Below are 22,178 nucleotides of genomic sequence, written 5' to 3'. Positions count from 1 at the left end.
TGCAGCTGCAAGGCGGAGGAGGGAGTCGACGCGGCGCGTCGGCGACCGACGACAACGCGGCAGATGTGCGTGCCAAGCCCCGCGGCCCCGGGGTGCTCCGAAAGACACGGCCTAGGCCGTGTGCGCGGCGGACGGACGAACGGCCGGAGGGCAGGCGGGCCGCCGGGGCTTCCCCACCAGAGCGGAGGGGAAGCCCCGGCGGAATCGCGGGGCGCCGTGGAGCCCGGCCGGCATCCTGCCGCACCCCGCCGAGCCGTGCCGGATCCGCCGCACCCCGTCGAGCGCCGTCGATCCGGGGGCCGGCCGAGCCCGCGTGTGCGGCCCGGCCGGCCCCGGCGTGTCAGTGACCGTGCACGTGGTTCGTCGCCTCGATCTTCTTCCACGACTTCGGCTGTGCCACCGCCGTGCCCGTCCTCACCAGGGCGCGGGCGGCGGAAGCGGCCGGCTTCGACGGCTGGAACAGCCAGCTGTCGAACAGCGCGGCCAGCGGCTTGCCGGACACCTGCTCGGCGTACTTCTGGAAGTCGGCCACCGAGGCGTTGCCGTAGGCGTGCGCCTTCGGCCAGCCCTTCAGGATCGCGAAGAACGCGTCGTCCCCGACCTCGTTGCGCAGCGCCTGGACGGCGAGGGCGCCCCGGTCGTACACGGCGATGTCGAACTGTCCGTCCGGGCCCGGGTCGCCCGGCCGGACCGTCCAGAACGCGTCGTCGGCCGGATGCGAGGCGTACACGTAGTCGGCGAGCTGCTGCGTGGTGCCCTCGCCCTCGTGCTCCGACCAGAGCCACTGGGCGTACCGGGCGAACCCCTCGTTGATCCAGATGTCCTTCCAGCCCTTCAGCGACACGAAGTCGCCGTACCACTGGTGGGCCAGCTCGTGCACGACCACGGAGGTGTTGGAGCCGCTCGCGAACTGCCTCGGGCTGTAGTAGACGCGGGTCTGCGTCTCCAGGGCGTACCCGGTGGTGGTGTTCGGCACGTAGCCGCCCACCGAGCTGAACGGATACGGCCCGAAGTAGCCGCTCAGCCAGTCCACGATCTCCCCGCTGCGCTCCACGCTGGCCCGCGCCGCCGCCTCGGTGTCACCGAGGTCCTTGCTGTAGGCGTTGATGACGGGCACCCCGCCCTCGGAGGTGCCGGTGGTGACGTCGAACCTGCCGAGCGCCAATGTGGCCAGATAAGTGGCCTGCGGCTTGTTCTCACGCCAGTTGTAGCGGGTCCAGCCCAGCTTCGACGTGGTCGACTGCAAGGTGCCGTTGGAGATGGCCTGGGTGCCGTCCGGCACGGACACCGAGACGTCGTAGGTGGCCTTGTCGGTCGGGTGGTCGTTGCTCGGGAACCACCACCAGGCGGCCTCGGGCTCGTTGGCCGCCACACCGCCGTCGGGGGTGCGGTGCCAGGAGGTGAAGCCGTACGCGCTCTTCGACGACGGCACCCCGCTGTAGCGGACCACGACCGTGATCGACGTGTTCTTCGCCAGCGGTGTCTTCGGGGTGACGACCAGTTCGTGCTGGCCGGACGTGGCGAAGGACGCCTTGGCGCCGTTGACCCGCACCTCGCTGACGTCCAGCAGGAAGTCCAGATCGAAGCTGGACAGGTCCTGGGTGGTCTTGGCCAGGATCGTCGCCGTGCCCTGCAGCTGGTCCGTCTTCGGCTGGTACTGGAGTCTCAGGTCGTAGTGCGAGACGTCGTAGCCGCCATTGCCGTAGTACGGGTAGTAGGGATCGCCGATGCCCGGCGCGCCGGGGGAGTGGCTTGCGGCCGATGCCGGGATCGCCAGCAGGACGGAGGCCGCCGCCAGTGCGCCCGGCGCGATGATTCTGCGGTGCACGTCAGCTCCAAGTCGTCGGGACTGTCAGTCCGTTCGGGATGGTGTGTTCGGAGCCTATTCAGTCCCTGGCGCCCCTGACCTGTCCATGGCACCTGCTGTCACACGATCGCCATTCAGCCGACACGAGCCCCGTGCGGCCTTCTGTCGTACGGCAGTTGTGCGGAGTACCGTCCGCGCATGCCGAAACGCACGCGCTTCACGACCTGGAGAACGCTCGTGACCGCGGCCGTCGCCACCTTGACGGCCGCCTTCCTCACCCCGGCCGCCGCCCAGGCAGCGCCCCGCGAGAGCGAATCCGTCTACTCCTACGCCCACGCCATCCGCGAATCCGTGTGGGTGGACACGGGCCTGGACGCGGACGGCGACGGACGCGGCGACCGCGTCGCCGCCGACATCGTCCGCCCCGCCGAACCGGCCCGGCAGGGCCGCAAGGTGCCGGTCATCATGGACGCCAGCCCGTACTACTCCTGCTGCGGACGCGGCAACGAGAGCCAGCGCAAGACGTACGACGCGCACGGCCGGGTGGTCCAGATGCCGCTCTTCTACGACAACTACTTCGTGCCCCGCGGCTACGCCTTCGTCGGCGTCGACCTCTCCGGCACCAACCGCTCCGACGGCTGCGTCGACGTCGGCGGCCGCTTCGAGATCCAGTCCGCGAAGGCCGTCGTCGACTGGCTGAACGGCCGCGCCCGGGCCTACACCGGCCGCACCGGCGGCACCCCGGTGAAGGCCGGCTGGACCAACGGCCGCACCGGCATGATCGGCAAGAGCTGGGACGGCACCATCGCCAACGGCGTCGCCGCCACGGGCGTCAAGGGCCTGAAGACCATCGTCCCGATCAGCGCCATCTCCTCCTGGTACGACTACTACTTCGCCGAAGGCGCCCCGCTCTACGACGGCGGCCCCGACGAACTGGCCGGCTACGTCGAGAGCACCGGGGCGCAGGCCCACTGCGCGGCCGTACGCGAGAAGCTCGCCGACGGGAGCCCGCCCAGCGGCGACTGGACCCCGCTGTGGACCGAGCGCGACTACGTCCAGGACGCGGACGAGGTGCGCGCCAGCGTGTTCCTCGTGCACGGCATGCAGGACCTCAACGTCCGCACCCGGCACGTCGGCCAGTGGTGGGACGCCCTCGCCCGGAACGGCGTCGAACGCAAGATCTGGCTGTCCCAGACCGGCCACGTCGACCCCTTCGACTTCCGGCGCGGAGCCTGGGTCGACACCCTGCACCGCTGGTTCGACCACGAACTCCTCGGCTACGACAACGGCGTCGACCGCGAGCCGATGGCCGACATCGAACGCCACCCCGACCAGTGGGTCACCTCCGCCGCCTGGCCCCCGCACGGCACCCGCGCCGCCGTCCTGCGTCCGGCCGCCGGCGACCGGGCCGGCGTCGGCACGCTCGGCCTGCGCCCGGCCGCCGGCACCGAAACCTTCACCGACGACCCCCGGCTGAGCGAGACCGACTGGGCCGCGCACGTCACCACGTCCACCCCGGAGAAGGCCGGCTTCCTCACCGTGCCGCTCAGCCACGCCGTGCGGCTCTCCGGCTCCTCCAGGGTCACGGTCACCGCGACCCCGACCACGACGTCCGCCCACCTGTCCGCCGTCCTGGTCGACATCGGTCCGGACACCATCCGCGACTACGCCGACCGGGCCGAGGGCATCGCCACCCTCACCGACCGCACCTGCTGGGGCGAGAGCACGGCCGGGGACAGCGCCTGCTTCAAGAAGACCGAGGCCAAGACGGCCGCCGTCGACTACACCGTGGTCAGCCGCGGCTGGGCCGACCTGGGCCACCACGCCTGGCCGGCCGACGGCGTGCCGCTCGTCCCGGGCCGGGCGTACACGATCACCCTCGACCTCGCGGCCACCGACCACGTGGTTCCCGCGGGGCACCGGCTGGCACTGATCATCGCCGGCACGGACAAGGACCTGATCGATCCTCCGTCCACCACGCCGACGCTGACGGTGGACCTCTCCCGTACGACGGCGAAGGTGCCGCTGGTGGGCGGTGCGGCCGCGTTCGGCCGGGCCACCTCGGGCAGCGCCGCGGCCCCCGAGCCGACGGTTCTGGACGGCCTCCGGGCACCGCGCGCCGTCCGGCACGTCCCGGCCGACTGACCCCCGTGCGCCCGCGGCGCGGGTTCCGCGGAACACCCGCGGGCGCCCTGCGGCGCGGGTGCCGAGGGCCGGCCGCGCGGGTCTCCGGCCGCGGGCCGTTGCGGGCCGGTCGCGCGGTTCCCCGCGCCCCTGGGGTATCGGGGCGCGGTCTGTGTGACGGCTGGGGTGTGCCGGCGTGGGCGTGGGGCTGGTCCCGGTGTCCGGCCGCGGGCTGCCCCGCGCCGGTCGCGCGGTTCCCCGCGCCCCTCGGGTGTTGGCTGCGATCCGTGGGATGGCTCAGGTCGCCCGGGAGCACCGCCGGCCGTTTCAGCCGCCCCGCCATCCGGGACGCCCCGTTGCCGCCGGATGCCCGTTCCGGCCTATCCGTCGGCCGCCGACACCAGCCTCGCTGCCTCGCGGGCGCAGCCCCAGGCGACTGTGACGCCTGCCCCGCCGTGGCCGTAGTTGTGGACCAGTGCCCGTCCGTCGGGCAGGGGCCGTCGTTCCAGTCGTACCGCTTCGCGGGCCGGCCGCAGGCCCACGCGGTGGGCGAGCGGACGGGCCCCGGCGATCTCCGGACGGACGGCGGCGCACCGGGCGATGATCGCCGCGGCGGTCGCCGGGTCGGGTTCCAGGGACCAGTCGTCCTCCTCGGCCGTGCCGCCCAGGAGCAGCCGGCCCGGCTGCGGGATGAAGTAGGTGGAGGCGGCCGAGGAGTGGTCGACCGCGGTGAACCAGCTGGTGACACCCGGGTTCTCCACCACGACCAGCTGACCCCGCACGGGACGCACCGCCGGGTCCGGCACCAGGGAGCGGGCCCCCAGACCGGTGCAGTTGACCACCACGGCGGCCGGTACGGCGGCCAGGTCGGTCACCTCGCGGGTCTCCACCGCGCCCGCCGCCTTCACCAGCCGCTCCCGCAGCCAGCCCAGGTGCACCGGCATGTCGATCACCGGCAGCCGCGCCGCCAGCCCCCCGGCCACCGCCCGCAGCCCCGGCACCCGGCCCGCCCACGCGCCCAGCTCGTCCAGCCGCGTCCCGTGGTGGACGCCCTCCACCAGGCGTACGCCCGTCTCCTCCGGCCGCTGTGCCAGTTCCTCGTACACCGCGAAGGATTCCAGCGCCCACGCGCCGGCCAGCGGTTCCGGTTCGATGCGGTACGGCCACCACAGCCCGCCGGCGACCGCCGAGGTCGTCCGCTCGGCCGGCTCCCGGGTCCACACCCGCACCCGCCGCCCGGACTCGGCCAGCAGCACGGCCGTCGTCAGCCCGGCGATCCCGCCCCCGACCACGATCACTTCGTCACTCGGCACAGTGTCCACGCGGAAGGACGATAGGCCCTGCGCGGCCGGTCGCGTCAGGCCGCGGGAGGCTGCGCGTTGCCTCCCGCGGCCGCGCGAGGCAACGCGTCGGGTCGCGGGAAGCGCGCGTCAGGTCGCGGGGGCGGCGGCGGGTACGGCCGCGGGGTGGCGGTGCGCGCGGCCGCGGGGGCGGCGGCGGGACGTGGCCGAGCGGTGCGGGGTACGACACTAGGATCGGCGTCCTGATGACTGCCACTCTCGTTGCCAAGAACCTCGCCGCCGGGCACGGCGACCGCTCCCTGTTCGCCGGGCTCGACCTGGTCGTCGCGCCGGGCGATGTGATCGGGCTGGTCGGCGCCAACGGCGCGGGCAAGTCGACCCTGCTGCGGATGCTCGCCGGGCTGACCGCTCCCGAGCAGGGCGAACTCCGCCTCTCCCCGCCGGCCGCGACCGTCGGCCACCTGCCGCAGGAGCCGGAGCGCCGGCCGGGGGAGAGCGTCCGGGAGTTCCTGGCCCGCCGTACCGGTGTGGCGCGGGCCCAGCGGGTCATGGACGAGGCCACCCAGGCGCTGGTCGACGGCGCGCCCGGCGCCGACGACGCCTACGCGAACGCCCTGGAACGCTGGCTCGGTCTCGGCGGCGCCGACCTGGAGGAGCGCGCCGAGGAGGTGGCCGGCTCCCTCGGCCTGACCGTCGGCCTGGACCAGCCGATGACCGCCCTCTCCGGCGGCCAGGCGGCCCGCGCCGGCCTCGCCTCCCTGCTCCTGTCCCGCTACGACGTCTTCCTGCTGGACGAGCCCACCAACGACCTCGATCTCGACGGCCTGGAGCGGCTGGAGCGGTTCGTGACCGGACTGCGCGCGGGCACGGTCGTCGTCAGCCACGACCGCGAGTTCCTCACCCGGACGGTCACCCAGGTCCTGGAACTCGACCTCGCCCAGCGGCAGATCAACCTCTTCGGCGGCGGCTACGCGGCCTACCTGGAGGAGCGGGAGGTGGCCCGCCGGCACGCCCGCGAGGACTACGAGGAGTACGAGGGGAAGCGGAACGCCCTCGAGGAACGCGGGCGGACGCAGCGGGCCTGGATGGACAAGGGCGTGAAGAACGCCCGGCGCAAGGCGGGCGCCGACAACGACAAGATCGGCCGCAAGTTCCGCAGCGAAGCCAGTGAGAAGCAGGCCGCCAAGGCCCGGCAGACCCAGCGCATGATCGAGCGCCTGGAGGTGGTCGAGGAGCCGCGCAAGGAGTGGGACCTGCGGATGGAGATCGCGTCCGCCCCGCGTTCGGGCGCGGTCGTGGCGACGCTGCGGGACGCCGAGGTCCGGCGCGGCGACTTCTCCTTCGGCCCGGTGTCCTTGCAGATCGACTGGGCGGACCGGATCGCGGTGACGGGGGCCAACGGCGCGGGGAAGTCCACCCTGCTCGGCGTGCTGCTCGGCCGGGTGCCGCTCGACTCCGGCCACGCGGCGCTCGGTTCCGGTGTCCTGGTCGGCGAGGTCGACCAGGCCCGCGGGCTGTTCCACGGCCCGCAGACCCTGCTCGACGCCTTCTGCGCGGCCGTCCCCGACACCGAACCGGTGGACGTCCGCACCCTGCTGGCCAAGTTCGGCCTGAAGTCCGAGCACGTGCTGCGCCCGGCCGCGACCCTCTCCCCGGGCGAACGCACCCGTGCCGCGCTCGCCCTGCTCCAGGGCCGGGGCGTCAACCTCCTCGTCCTGGACGAGCCGACCAACCACCTGGACCTGCCGGCCATCGAGCAGCTGGAGTCGGCCCTCGACGCCTACGAGGGCACCCTGCTGCTGGTCACCCACGACCGGCGGATGCTGGACGCGGTCCGGGTGACCCGGCGCCTGGAGGTGGCGGCCGGCCGGCTGTCGGGCTGAGAAGCCGTTCTCCGACCTCGTGTGACCGGGGCCAATTCCCTGGCGGCAGCCGTTGCCGAGCGTGACGGAGCCTGCGCACCGGTCGGTGCGGGGTTGCGCATCGAGGCCCTGGCGACGCCGACGGCCAGCGCGGCCTCGGGGCCGGTCATGCGGACAGCCGCCGGAGCCATTCCGCCAGAAGTTGCTGTTCTGCCTGGCTGAGGGCCTTCTGGCCGGGCAGTGCTGCGTGCAGGGCACGGGCGGCACCGCCCGGCCCTGGTTCCTCCACAGCCGGTTCCCGGGTGGTGATGGTGGTGATCATTGATTCGCGCAGGGCGACAAGGAGCTCGGGGTCTCGCTCAGGTTCGGGGATGGACAGCCAGGTCAGGACGGCGCCGCCGGCGGTGGCGTGGACGATCTGGGCCGCGAGTCCCTCTTCCACGCGCAGGAGCCCCGCGCCGGCGATGCGGCGAATGCGGTTCATGAGGTGTTCGAGGCCGATCCGGAACAGGGTCGTGGACCGGGCGGGTTCGCCGTACATCAGTGCGTACAGCGCGGGGTTGGTCAGTCCGAACTCGACCACGGTGTCCCAGCCGTCGCGCAGTTCCTTGACCGGATCCTGCGGTGTGGGTTCGATCTGCTGCTTGGCTGCCAGGAACCGGGTGAAGCCGTGCTCGGCCACCGCGTCCAGCAGCCCCTTCTTGTCGCCGAACAGCCGGTAGAGAGCCGGCGGCTGTAGTCCGGCGGCGTCGGCGACGGCCCGGGTGGTGACCGCGTCGCGACCCCCGCTCTCCAGCAGGATGGTCGCGGCCTCGATGATCCGGCGGCGCGTCTGCTCCCGCGCGTCGGTGCCGGGCTCGGCGGCGCGCCGAGTGAGGGTCGGTTCATCAGGCATGGATCAACGATAGCGCCATCGGGACAAGGTTGGTATCACTGTTATCGACTTCCCGATAGCGTTGATAGCATCGGTGGTGCCGTCTCGTGAGTGTCACTGGAACATCAGTACGGGGAGAACGAGGAGAAACGCCATGTCCGACCGCTTACGGATCATCGGGGTGGAAGAGACCGTCGTCGTACCGGCCGTCCACGAGGCGTACCAGCGGGCCGGATCGCCGCAGATCTTCTCGCGCGGCTTCGGGGACGGCCCGATAGCGAAGAACCTGCGTGAGGTCGGCGCGCAGCGGCTGGCCCACATGGACGACCAGGGCATCGACGTCGCCGTGCTGTCCCTGTCGTCCCCGGGCGTGCAGGACCTGCCCGAGGCCGACGCCGTGACGGTGGCGCGCGACGCCAATGACCAGCTTGCCGAGATCGTCGCTTCCCGGCCCGCCCGCTTCCAGGCGTTCGCCGCTATTCCCACCCAGTCGCCGGCCGCGGCCGCGGCCGAGCTGCGGCGCGCGGTGGTCGAGCTGGGCTTTCCCGGGGCCATGCTGTACGGGCGTACCGGGGACAAGCTGGCCGACCACCCGGACAACGACGAGCTGTACGCGATGGCCGAGCGCCTGGCCGTGCCGCTGCACTTCCATCCGCAGACACCGGTCCAGCCCGTCATCGACGCCTACTACTCCAACCTCCCCGAGCCGATGGGCCCCGTGCTGGCCGGCGCCGGGCTCGGCTGGTACTTCGACCTCGGCGTCCAGTACCTGCGCATGATCTTCTCGGGGGTCTTCGACCGGTTCCCCGACCTGCAGGTGATCGCCGGACACTGGGGCGAGGTCGTGATGTTCTACCTCGACCACACCGGCTTCTTCGGTGAGGCAGGCGGTCTGCGGCAGCCCCTGGCGGACTACTTCAAGCAGAACTTCTGGGTTGCCGGCAGTGGCACCAACAGCCCCCGTTACCTGCGCTGGACCGCCGAAGTGATGGGAACCGACCGGATGCTGTACTCCACCGACTACCCCTTCACCTACGGCTTCCGCCCCGGCGGCTTCCCCTACGTCGACACCAGCAACGGTGAAGCCCGCTCCTTCCTGGAGAACTCGCCCTTCACCGACGAGCAGAAGGCCGACATCGGCCACCGCAACTGGGAACGCCTCACCGCCCGCGCCAAGCGCCTGACGGTCTGAAGCGTCACCCGCGGTGGCCGGCCGGAGCACCACCGCGCACTCTGGCCGCCCTCGCCGGCCTCACGGCCCCACCGAGGCGGACCTCGGCGCAGGCCGGATTCGCGGCGAACGCGGTCCTCCCCGCCTGACGGATTGCCGCGCTCCGGGGCAGGGCCCCGGGGAGGGGACTGTCCGTGCCCGACGCCGACCAGGCCCGGCGCCGGCATGCTCACCTGGGTCATGCCCCCAGGTCCTCCGTCACGGGCAGGCACTCGGCGAGCAGGTCGACGACATCGCGCCAGGCTCGCTGCGCGTGCTGTGGGTGGTAGCCGACGCCGGGGACCACGGGGTGGTCGACCGGCGGGTGGTGGAAGGCGTGCAAGGCGCCGCCGTAGACCACCAGGCGCCAGTCGACGCCCGCGGCCTGCATCTCGGCGGTGAACGCGTTCCGTTGCGCGGGCGGCATGATCGGGTCTTCCGACCCGACCCCGGCCCACACCGGGCAGCGAATGCGCGCCGCCTCTCCCGGTCGGCCCGTGGTCAGTGCGTTGACCGTCCCGATCGCGCGCAGGTCGACGCCGTCGCGCCCGAGTTCCAGCCCGACGGCGCCCCCGGTGCCGTAGCCGATGGCGGCGATCCGGTCGGGGTCGGTCCGCGGTTCGGTGCGCAACACGTCGAGCGCCGCGTGGCCGATGCCCCGCATCCGGTCGGGATCGGCGAGCAGTGGCAGGCAACGGGCCAGCATCTCCTCGGGGTCGCCCAGATAGCGCCCGCCGTGAAGGTCGAAGGCCAGCGCTACATATCCCAGTTCGGCGAGAGCATCGGCCCGGCGACGCTCGACGTCGCTGAGCCCCATGCCCTCTGGTCCGAGCAGCACCGCGGGCCGGCGGTCGGCACCGGCCGGGAGCGCGAGGTGCCCGATCATCGTCAAACCGTCCGCCGGATACTCGACCGTACGCGTCGTGATCACCGTCATGAGAGGGACTGTAGTGATCGTCGCGCCCGGTCCGGCCGGTGTTCTGCCGCTGGCAGACGCGCAACATCACCACCAACTGGGCCGCACGAGCAGCGGGCCGGGCCGGGGGTCTCCCGGCCCGGCCCCGCTCGTCAGCGCTTCTTCGGGTCCAGCAGGCCCGCGCGGCGCAGCGCGTCCGCCATCGCGCTGTTGGCCGGCGCCGGGGCCTGCCGTCCGCCGCGGTCACCGCCGCCGCGCTCACCGCCGCGGCCCTGCCGCCGGCCGCCGTCCTGCCGCCTGCCGTCGTCCTGCCGCCGGCCGTCGTCCTGCCGCCGGCCGCCTCCCTGCCGTTGCTGGGGCGGCCGGGCGCCGCCGCGCTGCTGGCGGCCGCCGCCCTGGCCCTGCGGGGCCGCCTCGTCGTCCAGACGCAGCGTGAGCGCGATCCGCTTGCGCGGGATGTCCACGTCCAGGACCTTCACCCTGACGATGTCACCGGGCTTCGCCACATCGCGCGGGTCCTTCACGAACGACTTGGACATCGCCGACACGTGCACCAGACCGTCCTGGTGGACGCCGATGTCCACGAACGCGCCGAACGCGGCCACGTTGGTGACGACGCCCTCCAGGATCATCCCGGCGGAGAGGTCGGAGATCTTCTCCACGCCCTCCTTGAAGGTGGCCGTCCGGAAGGCGGGCCGCGGGTCGCGGCCCGGCTTCTCCAGCTCCTTGAGGATGTCCGTGACGGTCGGCAGACCGAAGGTGTCGTCCACGAAGTCGGCCGGGCGCAGCGAGCGCAGCACGCCCGTGTTGCCGATCAGGGACGCCACCTCCTGACCCGTGGTCTTCACCATCCGGCGGACCACCGGGTACGCCTCCGGGTGCACGCTGGAGGCGTCCAGCGGGTCGTCGCCGCCCCGGATGCGCAGGAAGCCCGCGCACTGCTCGTACGCCTTCGGGCCGAGCCGCGCCACCTTCTTCAGCTCCGAGCGCGACCTGAACGGCCCGTTCGCGTCCCGGTGCGTCACGATGTTCTCGGCGAGGCCGGCGGAGATGCCGGACACCCGTGCGAGCAACGGGACGGACGCCGTGTTGACGTCCACCCCGACGCCGTTCACACAGTCCTCGACCACCGCGTCCAGCGAGCGGGACAGCTTCACCTCGGACAGGTCGTGCTGGTACTGGCCGACGCCGATCGACTTCGGGTCGATCTTCACCAGCTCGGCCAGCGGGTCCTGGAGGCGCCGGGCGATGGAGACCGCGCCGCGCAGCGACACGTCCATGTCGGGCAGCTCCTGCGAGGCGTACTGCGAGGCCGAGTACACCGACGCGCCCGCCTCGGAGACCATCACCTTGGTGAGCTTCAGCTCCGGGTGCCTGGCCAGGAGTTCGCCGGCGAGCTTGTCGGTCTCCCGCGACGCCGTGCCGTTGCCGATCGCGACCAGCTCGACCGCGTGCTCCTCCGCCAGCCGGGCCAGCTTCGCGAGGGCCTCGTCCCACTTGTTGGCCGGGACGTGCGGGTAGATCACGTCGGTGGCCACCACCTTGCCGGTGGCGTCGACCACGGCCACCTTCACGCCCGTACGGAAACCCGGGTCCAGGCCCAGGGTCGCGCGCGTGCCCGCCGGGGCGGCCAGCAGCAGGTCGCGCAGGTTCGCCGCGAACACGTTCACCGCCTCGTCCTCGGCGGCCGTGCGCAGCCTGAGACGCAGGTCGATGCCCAGGTGGACCAGGATCCGGGTGCGCCAGGCCCAGCGGACCGTGTCCGTCAGCCACTTGTCGCCGGGCCGGCCCCGGTCGGCGATGCCGAACCTGGCGGCGACGATCCCCTCGTACGAGGAAGGCCCGTCCGTGGGCTCCTCCGGCTCCAGGACGAGGTCGAGAACCTCCTCCTTCTCGCCGCGCAGCATCGCCAGGACGCGGTGCGAGGGCAACTCGGTGAACGGCTCGGCGAAGTCGAAGTAGTCGGCGAACTTCGCGCCCGCCTCCTCCTTGCCCTCCCGCACCTTCGCGGCCAGCCGCCCGCGCACCCACATGCGCTCGCGCAGCTCGCCGATCAGGTCGGCGTCTTCGGAGAACCGCTCGGTGAGGATCGCCCGCGCGCCCTCCAGCGCGGCCTGCGGATCGGCGACGCCCTTGTCCGCGTCCACGAACGCGGCGGCCGCGGCCAGCGGTTCGACCGTCGGGTCGCCCAGCAGCCCCTCCGCCAGCGGCTCCAGGCCCGCCTCGCGCGCGATCTGCGCCTTGGTGCGCCGTTTGGGCTTGTACGGCAGGTAGACGTCCTCCAGGCGCGCCTTCGTCTCGGCGCCCCGGATCCGGGCCTCCAGCTCGTCGGTGAGCTTGCCCTGCTCCCGCACCGACTCCAGGATCGCGGTCCGCCGGTCCTCCAGCTCCCGCAGGTAGCGCAGCCGCTCCTCGATCGTGCGCAGCTGCGCGTCGTCGAGCATCTCGGTCGCTTCCTTGCGGTAGCGGGCGATGAAGGGCACCGTCGAACCGCCGTCGAGCAGCTCCACCGCGGCCTTCACCTGCCGCTCCCGTACGCCGAGCTCCTCGGCGATCCTGCCTTCGATGGACCCTGCTCCGAGGGACCCGGGTGTCGTCACGATGCGGTACCGCCTTCTCCACTCAAGGTTGCGCGGCAATTGTGGCAGGTACACCGGCAACCGGGGATCAGGGCGGCACCCGGCGGGGCGCCGGGCCCGGTGTCAGGCCCGGCTGCCGCGGGTGGCGGACGACGCTCCGCCGAACAACCGGGCGACCGCCCGGAACGGCAGCGTGACCACCGTGGCCACGGCACCGCCGATCTGCCGGAGTACGTCTGCGATGGCGCGCAACACGAATACCTCTCCTCTCCGTCCTTTCCGTCCGGTCCCGGTGACCGGACGGAGGACGGGTACCTCAGCGCGCCGCCGAGGAACCCCGCACGGCCGAAAAGGCGGGGAAAGACGTCACCGCGGCCGCCCCCCTCTGTGCGGAGGACGCCCGCGCCCCCGGCCGGGAAGACGCCCGCGCGCCTGGTCGTGCGGTGGGGCGCCGGGCCTTCAGTCCGACGCGGTCACGCTCCAGGTGAAGCGCGGCCGCCTGCGCTCCAGGAACGCGGCGACCCCCTCCGCGGGGTCGCCGCTGCCGCGCGCCTGCGCGCTCCAGTGGGCGTCCCGGTCGGTGCGGCCGGACGTGAACTCCTTGGCGGCGGCCTGGGTGAGCTGCGAGCGGGACACGAGGACCCGGGTGAGCTCCGCGACCCGCCCGTCCAGCTCTCCCTCGGGCAGCACCTCGTCCACGAGGCCGGTGCGCAGCGCCCGGTCGGTGTCGATCAACTCGGCGGTGAACAGCAGGTACTTGGCCGTGGCTGGGCCGACCAGGGACACCAGCCGGCGGGTCGAGGAGGCCGGATAGACGATGCCGAGCCGGGCCGGCGTCACCCCGAACAGCGCCCCTTCCTGAGCCAGCCGCAGGTCGCAGGCAGCCGCGAGCTGCGCACCACCGCCCACGCAGTGCCCGCGCACCGCGGCGAGGGTCGGCTTGGGGAACGCGGCCAGGGCCTCCTCGGCCGCCACCGCCAGCCGCTGCGCCTCCTCCGGCGAGCCCTGGAGGGTGGAGATGTCGGCGCCCGCGCAGAACGTGCCGCCCTCGCCGGTCAGCACCAGCACCCGTACGTCCGGGTCGGCCGCCAGTGTCCGCAGCAGCTCGGGCAGGGCCCGCCACATGGCCGCCGTCATGGCGTTGCGCTTGGCGGGATGACGGATGACCACGGTGGCCACGGAGTCGGCGACCTGGTGGGACAGCTGGGGCTCCATGCGGCGGATCGTATCGGAGGGCCTTTCCGCCGCCCCGGGCGGAGGGGGGCGGTACCCGACGCCGTTGCCGGGCGGGACGAGGGGAGGCCGAACCCGTACAACCCGACTAGTTCGCGAACCGGCGCCCGGACAACAGGAACAGTCCCACCGGCGACCATGTCATGCGCATTCGGTCAGAAACCGCTCGATACACGCTGACTTGTGTTCAGGTATCCGGACCCGAGCGGATCATTACCAACACTCGACGTGTGGTGACAATCGAGCGCGAGGGTGGCGACCGGACGATGGACAACCACGGGCACGGGGACGACCCGCGCCCAGCGGTAAGCGGCGGACGGCCGCCGGACCCACTGCCGTACGAAGGCGTCTGGCGCTTCACCGCGGCGGCGGTGGACGCCTCTGTCCCGCAGGCCCGGCACGCGGTACGGGACCTGCTCCTGCGCCAGGGCGTACCGGTCTCCGACGACCTGGTCCACGGCCTGCTGCTGATCGTCTCCGAGCTGGTCACCAACGCGGTCCGGCACGCGGCGCTGCTGTCGCCCACGCTGGCCCTCGAGGTCGCCGTCGGAGCCGAGTGGGTGCGGGTGTCCGTGGAGGACAACCACCCCTACCGCCCCACCGCCCTGGAGGCCGACCACGGCCAGACCGGCGGCCGGGGGCTGCTCCTGGTCCGCGAGGTGGCCCGGGAGGCGGGCGGAGTGGTCGACGTGGAGCACACCGCGACCGGCGGCAAGGTGATCTGGGCCGCCCTGCCGCTCAAGCCCGCGGCGCTCTCCTGACCGGACCGGGAGAGGTCACCAGCCCGCGGACGGCCCCGTCAGTTCCTTGACCGCCGGGCGGGCGGCGTCCAGCACGGTCATGAACCAGGACGAGAACTCGTCCCGGGCGTGCCGCTCGGCCAGCTCGGACGCCGTCACGAAGACCGTCGAGGCGACCTCCTCCGGGTCCGGCGCGAGCGGTGCCTGCACCAGACCGACGAACAGGTGGTTGTACTCCCGCTCCACCAGGCCCGAGACCGGATCCGGGTGGTCGTAGCTGACCGTGCCGGCCTCCGCGAGCAGCGACGGCGACACGCCCAGCTCCTCGAAGGTGCGGCGGGCCGCCGCCGCGAACGGCGCCTCACCGGGGTACGGGTGTCCGCAGCACGTGTTGGACCACACACCGGGGGAGTGGTACTTGCCGAGCGCCCGCTGCTGGAGCAGCAGCCGGCCCTGCTCGTCGAAGAGGAACACGGAGAACGCCCGGTGCAGCTGCCCGGGCGGCTGGTGGGCGGCGAGCTTCTCCGCCGTACCGATCGTCACACCCTTCTCGTCGACCAGTTCCAGCAAAATCGCCTCTTCGGTGCCCTCCGACGAGCTCTGCGTCGCGGTGGCAGGTGTGATCGGCATACCCATCCTTCGCCTCGGTCTTCGCACCCCAAGTCTGCCGTACGAATCCGGCACTCCCGGCACGTCCGCGCGTCCGCGCGCGGCGCGGCACCGGGAGCCGGACCCGGTGGTGATCGTGCCCGGGGAGTGCGGCCGGGAACCGCCCGGGAGTACGTCGAACCGGAGTGCGTACGGTCAGTGGCACAGCCGCGCTTCGTGCTCCGCGTGGCCGCTCGGCTCCAGCTGGAAGGTGCAGTGCTCCACGTCGAAGTGGTCGCCCAGGCAGCCCTGGAGCTCGTGCAGCATCTTCTCGTGGCCTATGCCGTTCAGCACCTCGGAGCTGACCACCACGTGCGCCGACAGCACCGGCATGCCCGAGGTGATCGTCCAGGCGTGCAGGTCGTGCACGTCCTCGACGCCGTCCAGCTCCAGGATGTGCGCGCGGACCTCGGCCATGTCGACACCCTTGGGCGCCGCCTCCAGCAGCACGTCCAGCGTCTCGCGCAGCAGCTTCACGGTCCGCGGCACGATCATCAGCCCGATGACCAGCGAGGCGACCGGGTCCGCCGCCTGCCAGCCGGTGGTCAGGATCACCGCGGCCGAGATCAGCACCGCCACCGAGCCCAGCGCGTCGGCCGCCACCTCCAGGAAGGCGCCGCGCACGTTCAGGCTCTCCTTCTGGCCGCGCATCAGCAGCGCCAGGGAGACGGAATTCGCCACCAGGCCGACCAGACCGAACGCGACCATCAGGCCGCCCCGGGTGGGCACCGGCTCGACGAACCGCTGCACCGCCTCGTACAGCACGTAGCCGCCGACGCCGAGCAGCAGCAGGCAGTTGGCCAGCGCCGCCAGTATCTCGGCGCGGGCGTAACCGAACGTGCGGTTGGTGCTCGGCGGGCGGTTCGCGAAGTGGATCGCCAGCAGGGCCATGCCGAGACCCACCGCGTCGGTCGCCATGTGGGCCGCGTCCGCGATCAGGGCGAGCGACTCCGCGACCAGACCGCCGACGATCTCCACCACCATGACCGTGAGCGTGATGCCCAGCGCCACCCGCAGCCGGCCCCGGTACGCGGCCGTGGCCGTACCCGTGGCCGGCGCGTGGGAGTGCGCGTGCCCGTGGTCGTGCCCTGCCCCCATGACTACCGCCTTCCGTGTGCCGTCCGGAAGGCCAGTCAACTACGGGCGGGGGGTATCGGGCAACGCGGTACTGAACACCGTTGTCATCTGCCCTGACCTGCGGAAACGTTCCGCAGGTCAGGGACGGGGACGCTGCGGTCAGCCGCCGTGGTGCAGTCGCCAGCCCGCCCAGGCGGACTCGACCATTTCCCGCACCCCGCGCCGGGCCCGCCAGCCCAGCAGCTCCGCGGCCCGCTCCGCCGAGGCCACCGCGCGCGGCGCGTCCCCCGGGCGGCGGCCCTCCACCACGGGTTCCCGGCGGTCCCCGGTGACCTCCCCGACGAGCGTGATCAGCTCGCGCACCGAGACGCCCTCGCCGCGCCCGATGTTCAGCGTCAGATCGCCCCCGGACGCCTGGCCGGCCAGCCGCCGCGCCGCCGCGAGGTGGGCCTCCGCGAGGTCGGCGACGTGGATGTAGTCCCGTACGCAGGTGCCGTCCGGCGTCGGATAGTCGTCGCCGAAGATCCGCGGGGCCTCGTCGCGGGTGAGCCGGTCGAAGACCATCGGCACGATGTTGAACACACCCGTGTCCGCCAGCTCCGGCGCCGCCGCCCCCGCCACGTTGAAGTAACGCAGACAAGCCGTGGAGATCCCGTGCGCCCGCCCGGCCGCCCGCACCAGCCACTCACCGGCCAGCTTGGTCTCGCCGTACGGGTTCACCGGGGCGCAGGGCGTGTCCTCGGTGATCAGGTCCACGTCCGGGTTGCCGTACACCGCGGCCGACGAGGAGAACAGCAGCCGGCCGATGCCCGCCTCCGCGACCGCGTCCAGCAGCGTCGCCAGACCGCCCACGTTCTCCCGGTAGTAGTGGGTGGGCCGGTCCACCGATTCGGCGACCTGCTTGCGCGCGGCGAGGTGGACGACACCCGTCACCCCGTGCTCCGCGAAGACCCGCTTCAGCAGCGGCCCGTCGAGCGTCGAGCCCCGGACGAGCGGGACGTCCGCCGGGAGCCGCGCGGGCACGGCGGCCGACAGGTCGTCCAGCGCCACCACGCTCTCCCCGGCGCCCGCCATGGCCCGTGCCACATGCGCCCCGATGTATCCGGCTCCGCCGGTGATCAGCCACGTCATGGTCGTCCACCCTATGCGGAGCCGCCCGCTGTCCCGGTTGCCCGGGTCTGCACCCAGGGTTTGTGGGCCGGGCCCCGGATCCCCGATGATGATCGCGGCAAAGGCCGGGACAGCCCTCGTGGACCGGGCCGTGAACGGCCGGTGAACACGGGCTCCGGCCCATCCGATAGCCTCTGCCGACATGCCGCCCGGGTGCCGCAGGCAGGGCGCCCCACCACGCAGAGAAGACCGGCGCCCGCGCGCCGGCACCCAGGGAGTGAGTTCGGTTGTCGACCGCCATCGTCACCGGTCAGCCGGTGCCCGGATCGTCACTCGAGAACGATCTGCGGTCCCTCGGCTTCGACGTGCGTGTGGCCGCCGACGCCGCCGAGACGGAGACCGAGCTCGCCGCCGTGCCGGCCGACCGGCGCGTGGCCCTGGTCGACTCCCGCTTCGTCGGCCACGTGCACGCGCTGCGCCTGGCCCTGACCGACCCGCGCTTCCCGCTGGCCGCCGTCCCGGGCGCCGTCACCGCTCAGCCGGCCGCCCGGCAGGCCCTCACCCGGGCCCTGGCCCGTGAGACCTCCGGGGGCGGCGCCACGGCCGTGGCCCACGCGGCCGGGGGCGGCGCCCCCGCGCTCGCCGTGGACAGCCTCGCCGATCATGTCGCCGCCGCCCTCGACGCCGACGGCGACGCGGTGCACCGGCCCGTGCTGGGCAGCCTGGTCGCCGCCGTGCCCGCCGACCCGCAGGCCCGCAACGAGGCCCGGCAGGCCGTCTTGGCCGTCGACGACGAGGCCGTACGCCTGAAGTCGGCCGTGAAGTCCCGCGACGGCTTCTTCACGACCTTCTTCGTCAGCCCCTACTCGCGCTACATCGCCCGCTGGTGCGCCCGCCGCGGCCTCACCCCCAACCAGGTCACCACGGCCTCGCTGCTCACGGCGCTGATCGCGGCCGGCTGCGCGGCCACCGGCACCCGGGGCGGCTTCGTCGCGGCCGGCGTGCTGCTCATCGCGTCCTTCGTCCTGGACTGCACCGACGGCCAGCTCGCCCGCTACGCCCTGAAGTACTCCACGCTCGGCGCCTGGCTGGACGCCACCTTCGACCGGGCCAAGGAGTACGCCTACTACGCCGGCCTCGCCCTCGGCGCGGCCCGCGGCGGCGACGACGTGTGGGCCCTCGCCCTGGGCGCGATGATCCTCCAGACCTGCCGGCACGTGGTGGACTTCTCCTTCAACGAGGCGAACGCCGGAGACCCCGGCGCCACCGCCAACACCAGCCCCACCGCCGCCCTCTCCGACAAGCTCGACAGCGTCGGCTGGACGGTCTGGGTGCGCCGCATGATCGTCCTGCCGATCGGCGAGCGCTGGGCGATGATCGCCGTCCTCACGGCGGCAACGACCCCGCGGATCACCTTCTACGTCCTGCTCGCCGGCTGCGCCTTCGCGGCGGCCTACACGACGGCCGGCCGCGTGCTGCGCTCCCTGACCCGCAAGGCGCAGCGGACCGACCGCGCGGCCCGGGCCCTGGCGGACCTCGCGGACAACGGCCCGCTCGCGCAGGCGCTGAGCCGCGTCGCGCTGCCCCTGCGCGCCCCGCTGGTCTCGGCGGCGACGGGCACCGCGGCGATCCTCCTCGCGGCCGGCTTCGCCCCCTACGGCAGCCGGGTGACCGTCCTGTGCGCCGTCTTCCACGTCGCCTTCGCGGCCCTCGCCGGCACGGCCGCCCGCCCCCTCAAGGGCGCTCTCGACTGGCTCGTCCCCCCGCTGTACAGGGCCGCCGAGTACGGCACCGTCCTGTTCCTGGCGGCCAAAGCGGACGTGAACGGAGCCCTTCCTGCGGCTTTCGGCCTGGTGGCCGCCGTCGCCTACCATCACTACGACACGGTGTACCGCATCCGCGGTGACGCCGGAGCGCCCCCGGCCTGGCTGGTGCGCGCCATCGGGGGGCACGAGGGGCGGACGCTGCTGGTCACCGTCCTGGCCGCGCTGCTCACCGCTTCGCAGTTCAAGGTCGCGCTCACGGTCCTCGCCGTGGCCGTCGCCCTGGTGGTGCTCGTCGAGAGCATCCGCTTCTGGGTGTCCGCCCACCAGGGTGGCGCGCCCGCCGTACACGATGAAGGAGAACCCGCATGATCGGCCTCGTGCTGGCGGCCGGCGCCGGACGGCGTCTGCGCCCCTACACCGACAGCCTGCCCAAGGCGCTGGTGCCGGTGGGGCCCGCGGGCATAGAGGACTCGATCACGGTGCTCGACCTGACGCTCGGCAACTTCGCCGAGATCGGTCTGACCGAGGTCGCGGTCATCGTCGGCTACCGCAAGGAGGCCGTGTACGAGCGCAAGGCGGCGCTGGAGGCGAAGTACGGCCTCAAGCTCACCCTGATCGACAACGACAAGGCCGAGGAGTGGAACAACGCCTACTCCCTGTGGTGCGGCCGTGACGCCCTCAAGGACGGTGTGATCCTCGCCAACGGCGACACCGTGCACCCGGTCTCCGTCGAGAAGACGCTGCTCGCCGCCCGCGGCGAGGGCAAGAAGATCATCCTCGCCCTGGACACGGTGAAGAACCTGGCGGACGAGGAGATGAAGGTCGTCGTCGACCCCGAGAAGGGCATGACGAAGATCACCAAGCTCATGGACCCCGCCGAGGCCACCGGCGAGTACATCGGCGTCACCCTGATCGAGGGCGACGCCGCCCCCGAGCTGGCCGACGCGCTGAAGACGGTCTGGGAGACCGACCCGCAGCAGTTCTACGAGCACGGCTACCAGGAGCTGGTCAACCGCGGCTTCCGCATCGACGTCGCCCCGATCGGCGACGTCCAGTGGGTCGAGATCGACAACCACGACGATCTCGCCCGCGGACGGGAGATCGCGTGCCAGTACTGACCCGGCTCATCCCCTCGCCGGTCGTCGTGGACATCCGCCCGGGTGCCCTGGACGACCTGGCGTGCGTCCTCGCCGACGAGCGCATCTCGCAGTCGGGCCGGCTGGCCATCGCCGTCAGCGGCGGCTCCGGCGCCCGGCTGCGCGAGCGGATCGCCCCCTCCCTGCCCGGCGCCAGCTGGTACGAGGTCGGCGGCGGCACCATCGACGACGCGGTCCGGCTGGCGAGCGACATAAAGGCCGGCCACTACGACGCGGTCGTCGGCCTCGGCGGCGGGAAGATCATCGACTGCGCCAAGTTCGCGGCGGCCCGGGTGGGTCTGCCGCTGGTCGCCGTCGCCACCAACCTCGCGCACGACGGCCTGTGCTCGCCGGTCGCGACGCTGGACAACGACGCGGGCCGCGGCTCGTACGGCGTACCGAACCCGATCGCGGTGGTCATCGACCTCAACGTGATCCGCGAGGCACCCGTCCGCTTCGTCCGCTCCGGCATCGGCGACGCCATCTCCAACATCTCCGCGGTCGCGGACTGGGAGCTGGCCAACCGGGTCAACGGGGAGAAGATCGACGGCCTCGCCGCCGCCATGGCCCGCCAGGCCGGCGAGGCGGTGCTGCGGCACCCCGGCGGAGTCGGCGACGACGGCTTCCTCCAGGTGCTGGCCGAGGCGCTGGTCCTCACCGGCATCGCCATGTCCGTGTCGGGCGACTCCCGCCCGTCCTCCGGCGCCTGCCACGAGATCAACCACGCCTTCGACCTGCTCTTCCCCAGGCGGGCGGCCGCCCACGGCGAGCAGTGCGGCCTCGGCGCCACCTTCGCGATGTACCTGCGCGGCGCCCACGAGGAGTCGGTGTACATGGCCGGGGTGCTGCGCAGGCACGGGCTCCCGGTGCTGCCGGAGGAGATCGGCTTCACGGTGGACGAGTTCGTCCGCGCGGTGGAGTTCGCCCCGGAGACCCGGCCCGGCCGCTACACGATCCTCGAACACCTCGACCTCAAGACGAACCAGATCAAGGACATCTACGCCGACTATGTCAAGGCCATCGGTAGCTGAACTCCGTCCGGTCGTCCACCCCGCGGGGGTGAAGGACCGGCGCAGCGGTGAGCACTGGGCGGGACGCCTCTACATGCGCGAGGTGTCGCTGCGCGTCGACCGCTACCTGGTGAACACCAGGGTCACGCCCAACCAGCTCACGTACCTGATGACCGTCTGCGGTGTGCTCGCGGCCCCGGCCCTGCTGGTGCCGGGGATCGCGGGCGCCGTCCTCGGCGTGGTCGCCACCCAGCTGTACCTGCTGCTGGACTGCGTGGACGGCGAGATCGCCCGCTGGAAGAAGCAGTACTCGCTCGGCGGGGTCTACCTGGACCGCGTCGGCGCCTACCTCACCGACGCGGCCGTCCTCGTCGGCCTCGGCCTGCGCGCCGCCGACCTGTGGGGCAGCGGCCGGATCGACTGGCTGTGGGCCTTCCTCGGCACCCTCGCCGCGCTCGGCGCCATCCTGATCAAGGCCGAGACCGACCTGGTCGGTGTCGCCCGGCACCAGACCGGCAAGCCGCCGGTGCAGGAGGCGGCCTCGGAGCTCCGCTCCTCCGGCATGGCGCTGGCCCGGCGGGCCGCCTCGGCGCTGAAGTTCCACCGGCTGATCCTGGGCATCGAGGCGTCGCTGCTCATCGTGGTCCTCGCCATCGTCGACCAGGCCCGCGGCGACCTGTTCGCCACCCGCCTCGGCACGGCCGTCCTGGCCGGCATCGCCCTGCTCCAGACGCTGCTGCACCTGGTGTCCATCCTCGCCTCCAGCAGGCTGAAGTGAGCGCGCC

Annotated in this window: 18 protein-coding genes; 8 read left to right on the top strand and 10 right to left on the bottom strand. The window is 72.8% G+C overall.

Translation table 11 applies throughout. The annotated features are described in order from the left end of the window. Positions 1-340: 340 nt before the first annotated feature. Positions 341-1,828 carry a M1 family metallopeptidase gene (locus ABZ576_RS22290; RefSeq protein WP_360743357.1) on the bottom strand — a complete coding sequence of 496 codons (1,488 nt, stop codon included), beginning with the start codon at positions 1,826-1,828 and terminating at the stop codon, positions 341-343. Positions 1,829-2,005: 177 nt separating this feature from the next. Between ABZ576_RS22290 and ABZ576_RS22285 the strand changes: the two genes are divergently transcribed. After that, positions 2,006-3,952 (top strand): Xaa-Pro dipeptidyl-peptidase, encoded by a 1,947-nt coding sequence (locus ABZ576_RS22285; RefSeq protein ID WP_360743354.1) that lies wholly within the window; start codon positions 2,006-2,008, stop codon positions 3,950-3,952. A gap of 359 nt (positions 3,953-4,311) precedes the next feature. Here the strand turns inward: ABZ576_RS22285 and ABZ576_RS22280 are convergent, their stop codons facing one another. Continuing rightward, positions 4,312-5,229, bottom strand: coding sequence for an FAD-dependent oxidoreductase (locus ABZ576_RS22280; RefSeq protein WP_360743386.1), 918 nt, complete (start codon positions 5,227-5,229; stop codon positions 4,312-4,314). A gap of 248 nt (positions 5,230-5,477) precedes the next feature. On the opposite strand from ABZ576_RS22280, the gene ABZ576_RS22275 reads away from it, so the two are divergent. Then, positions 5,478-7,115: an ABC-F family ATP-binding cassette domain-containing protein gene (locus ABZ576_RS22275; protein WP_360743351.1), complete on the top strand. Its 1,638-nt coding sequence runs from the start codon at positions 5,478-5,480 to the stop codon at positions 7,113-7,115. A gap of 145 nt (positions 7,116-7,260) precedes the next feature. Here the strand turns inward: ABZ576_RS22275 and ABZ576_RS22270 are convergent, their stop codons facing one another. Beyond that, the gene (locus ABZ576_RS22270; protein ID WP_360743348.1) at positions 7,261-7,989 is read right to left on the bottom strand and encodes a TetR/AcrR family transcriptional regulator; all 729 of its coding nucleotides are present in this window, start codon (positions 7,987-7,989) and stop codon (positions 7,261-7,263) included. A gap of 133 nt (positions 7,990-8,122) precedes the next feature. On the opposite strand from ABZ576_RS22270, the gene ABZ576_RS22265 reads away from it, so the two are divergent. Next, a complete protein-coding gene (locus tag ABZ576_RS22265; protein WP_360743345.1) occupies positions 8,123-9,160 on the top strand; it encodes an amidohydrolase family protein in 1,038 nt (345 codons plus the stop codon). Between the two features lie 217 nt (positions 9,161-9,377). Here ABZ576_RS22265 and ABZ576_RS22260 read toward each other — a convergent pair whose 3' ends face one another. The 4 genes from ABZ576_RS22260 to ABZ576_RS22245 form a co-directional block, all read right to left on the bottom strand. Then, the gene (locus tag ABZ576_RS22260) at positions 9,378-10,115 is read right to left on the bottom strand and encodes a dienelactone hydrolase family protein (RefSeq protein WP_360743342.1); all 738 of its coding nucleotides are present in this window, start codon (positions 10,113-10,115) and stop codon (positions 9,378-9,380) included. A gap of 131 nt (positions 10,116-10,246) precedes the next feature. After that, complete coding sequence (locus tag ABZ576_RS22255; protein WP_360743339.1) at positions 10,247-12,694, bottom strand: Tex family protein; 2,448 nt, start codon at positions 12,692-12,694, stop codon at positions 10,247-10,249. A 102-nt stretch (positions 12,695-12,796) separates the two neighbouring features. Further along, positions 12,797-12,928 carry an LPFR motif small protein gene (locus ABZ576_RS22250; protein WP_360743336.1) on the bottom strand — a complete coding sequence of 44 codons (132 nt, stop codon included), beginning with the start codon at positions 12,926-12,928 and terminating at the stop codon, positions 12,797-12,799. 204 nt (positions 12,929-13,132) lie between these two features. Further along, positions 13,133-13,888, bottom strand: coding sequence for an enoyl-CoA hydratase/isomerase family protein (locus ABZ576_RS22245; protein WP_360743333.1), 756 nt, complete (start codon positions 13,886-13,888; stop codon positions 13,133-13,135). Positions 13,889-14,172: 284 nt separating this feature from the next. Here ABZ576_RS22245 and ABZ576_RS22240 point away from each other — a divergent pair, with 284 nt between their 5' ends. Continuing rightward, positions 14,173-14,667: an ATP-binding protein gene (locus ABZ576_RS22240; protein WP_360743383.1), complete on the top strand. Its 495-nt coding sequence runs from the start codon at positions 14,173-14,175 to the stop codon at positions 14,665-14,667. A gap of 15 nt (positions 14,668-14,682) precedes the next feature. On the opposite strand, the gene idi is transcribed toward ABZ576_RS22240, so the two are convergent. The 3 genes from idi to galE form a co-directional block, all read right to left on the bottom strand. Next, entirely contained in the window at positions 14,683-15,276 is a 594-nt protein-coding gene (gene idi, locus ABZ576_RS22235) for an isopentenyl-diphosphate Delta-isomerase (RefSeq protein WP_360743330.1), read from the bottom strand. Positions 15,277-15,450: 174 nt separating this feature from the next. Then, complete coding sequence (locus ABZ576_RS22230) at positions 15,451-16,392, bottom strand: cation diffusion facilitator family transporter (protein WP_360743327.1); 942 nt, start codon at positions 16,390-16,392, stop codon at positions 15,451-15,453. A gap of 138 nt (positions 16,393-16,530) precedes the next feature. Then, complete coding sequence (gene galE / locus ABZ576_RS22225; RefSeq protein ID WP_360743323.1) at positions 16,531-17,502, bottom strand: UDP-glucose 4-epimerase GalE; 972 nt, start codon at positions 17,500-17,502, stop codon at positions 16,531-16,533. Positions 17,503-17,768: 266 nt separating this feature from the next. On the opposite strand from galE, the gene ABZ576_RS22220 reads away from it, so the two are divergent. The 4 genes from ABZ576_RS22220 to ABZ576_RS22205 are packed head-to-tail and all read left to right on the top strand — an operon-like array spanning position 17,769 to position 22,171. Further along, positions 17,769-19,616: a DUF5941 domain-containing protein gene (locus ABZ576_RS22220; protein ID WP_360743319.1), complete on the top strand. Its 1,848-nt coding sequence runs from the start codon at positions 17,769-17,771 to the stop codon at positions 19,614-19,616. Continuing rightward, positions 19,613-20,365: a phosphocholine cytidylyltransferase family protein gene (locus ABZ576_RS22215; protein WP_360743316.1), complete on the top strand. Its 753-nt coding sequence runs from the start codon at positions 19,613-19,615 to the stop codon at positions 20,363-20,365. The genes ABZ576_RS22220 and ABZ576_RS22215 overlap by 4 nt, the downstream gene beginning before the upstream one ends. Beyond that, a complete protein-coding gene (locus ABZ576_RS22210) occupies positions 20,353-21,414 on the top strand; it encodes an iron-containing alcohol dehydrogenase family protein (RefSeq protein WP_360743313.1) in 1,062 nt (353 codons plus the stop codon). The genes ABZ576_RS22215 and ABZ576_RS22210 overlap by 13 nt, the downstream gene beginning before the upstream one ends. Further along, positions 21,392-22,171 (top strand): CDP-alcohol phosphatidyltransferase family protein, encoded by a 780-nt coding sequence (locus ABZ576_RS22205; protein WP_360743310.1) that lies wholly within the window; start codon positions 21,392-21,394, stop codon positions 22,169-22,171. The genes ABZ576_RS22210 and ABZ576_RS22205 overlap by 23 nt, the downstream gene beginning before the upstream one ends. Positions 22,172-22,178: the final 7 nt, after the last annotated feature.

The organism is Streptomyces sp. NPDC013455 (assembly GCF_040632975.1).
GTDB lineage: Bacteria > Actinomycetota > Actinomycetes > Streptomycetales > Streptomycetaceae > Streptomyces.
Note: the sequence above shows the minus strand (reverse complement) of the source record. Positions and strands in the feature narration are given on the sequence as shown.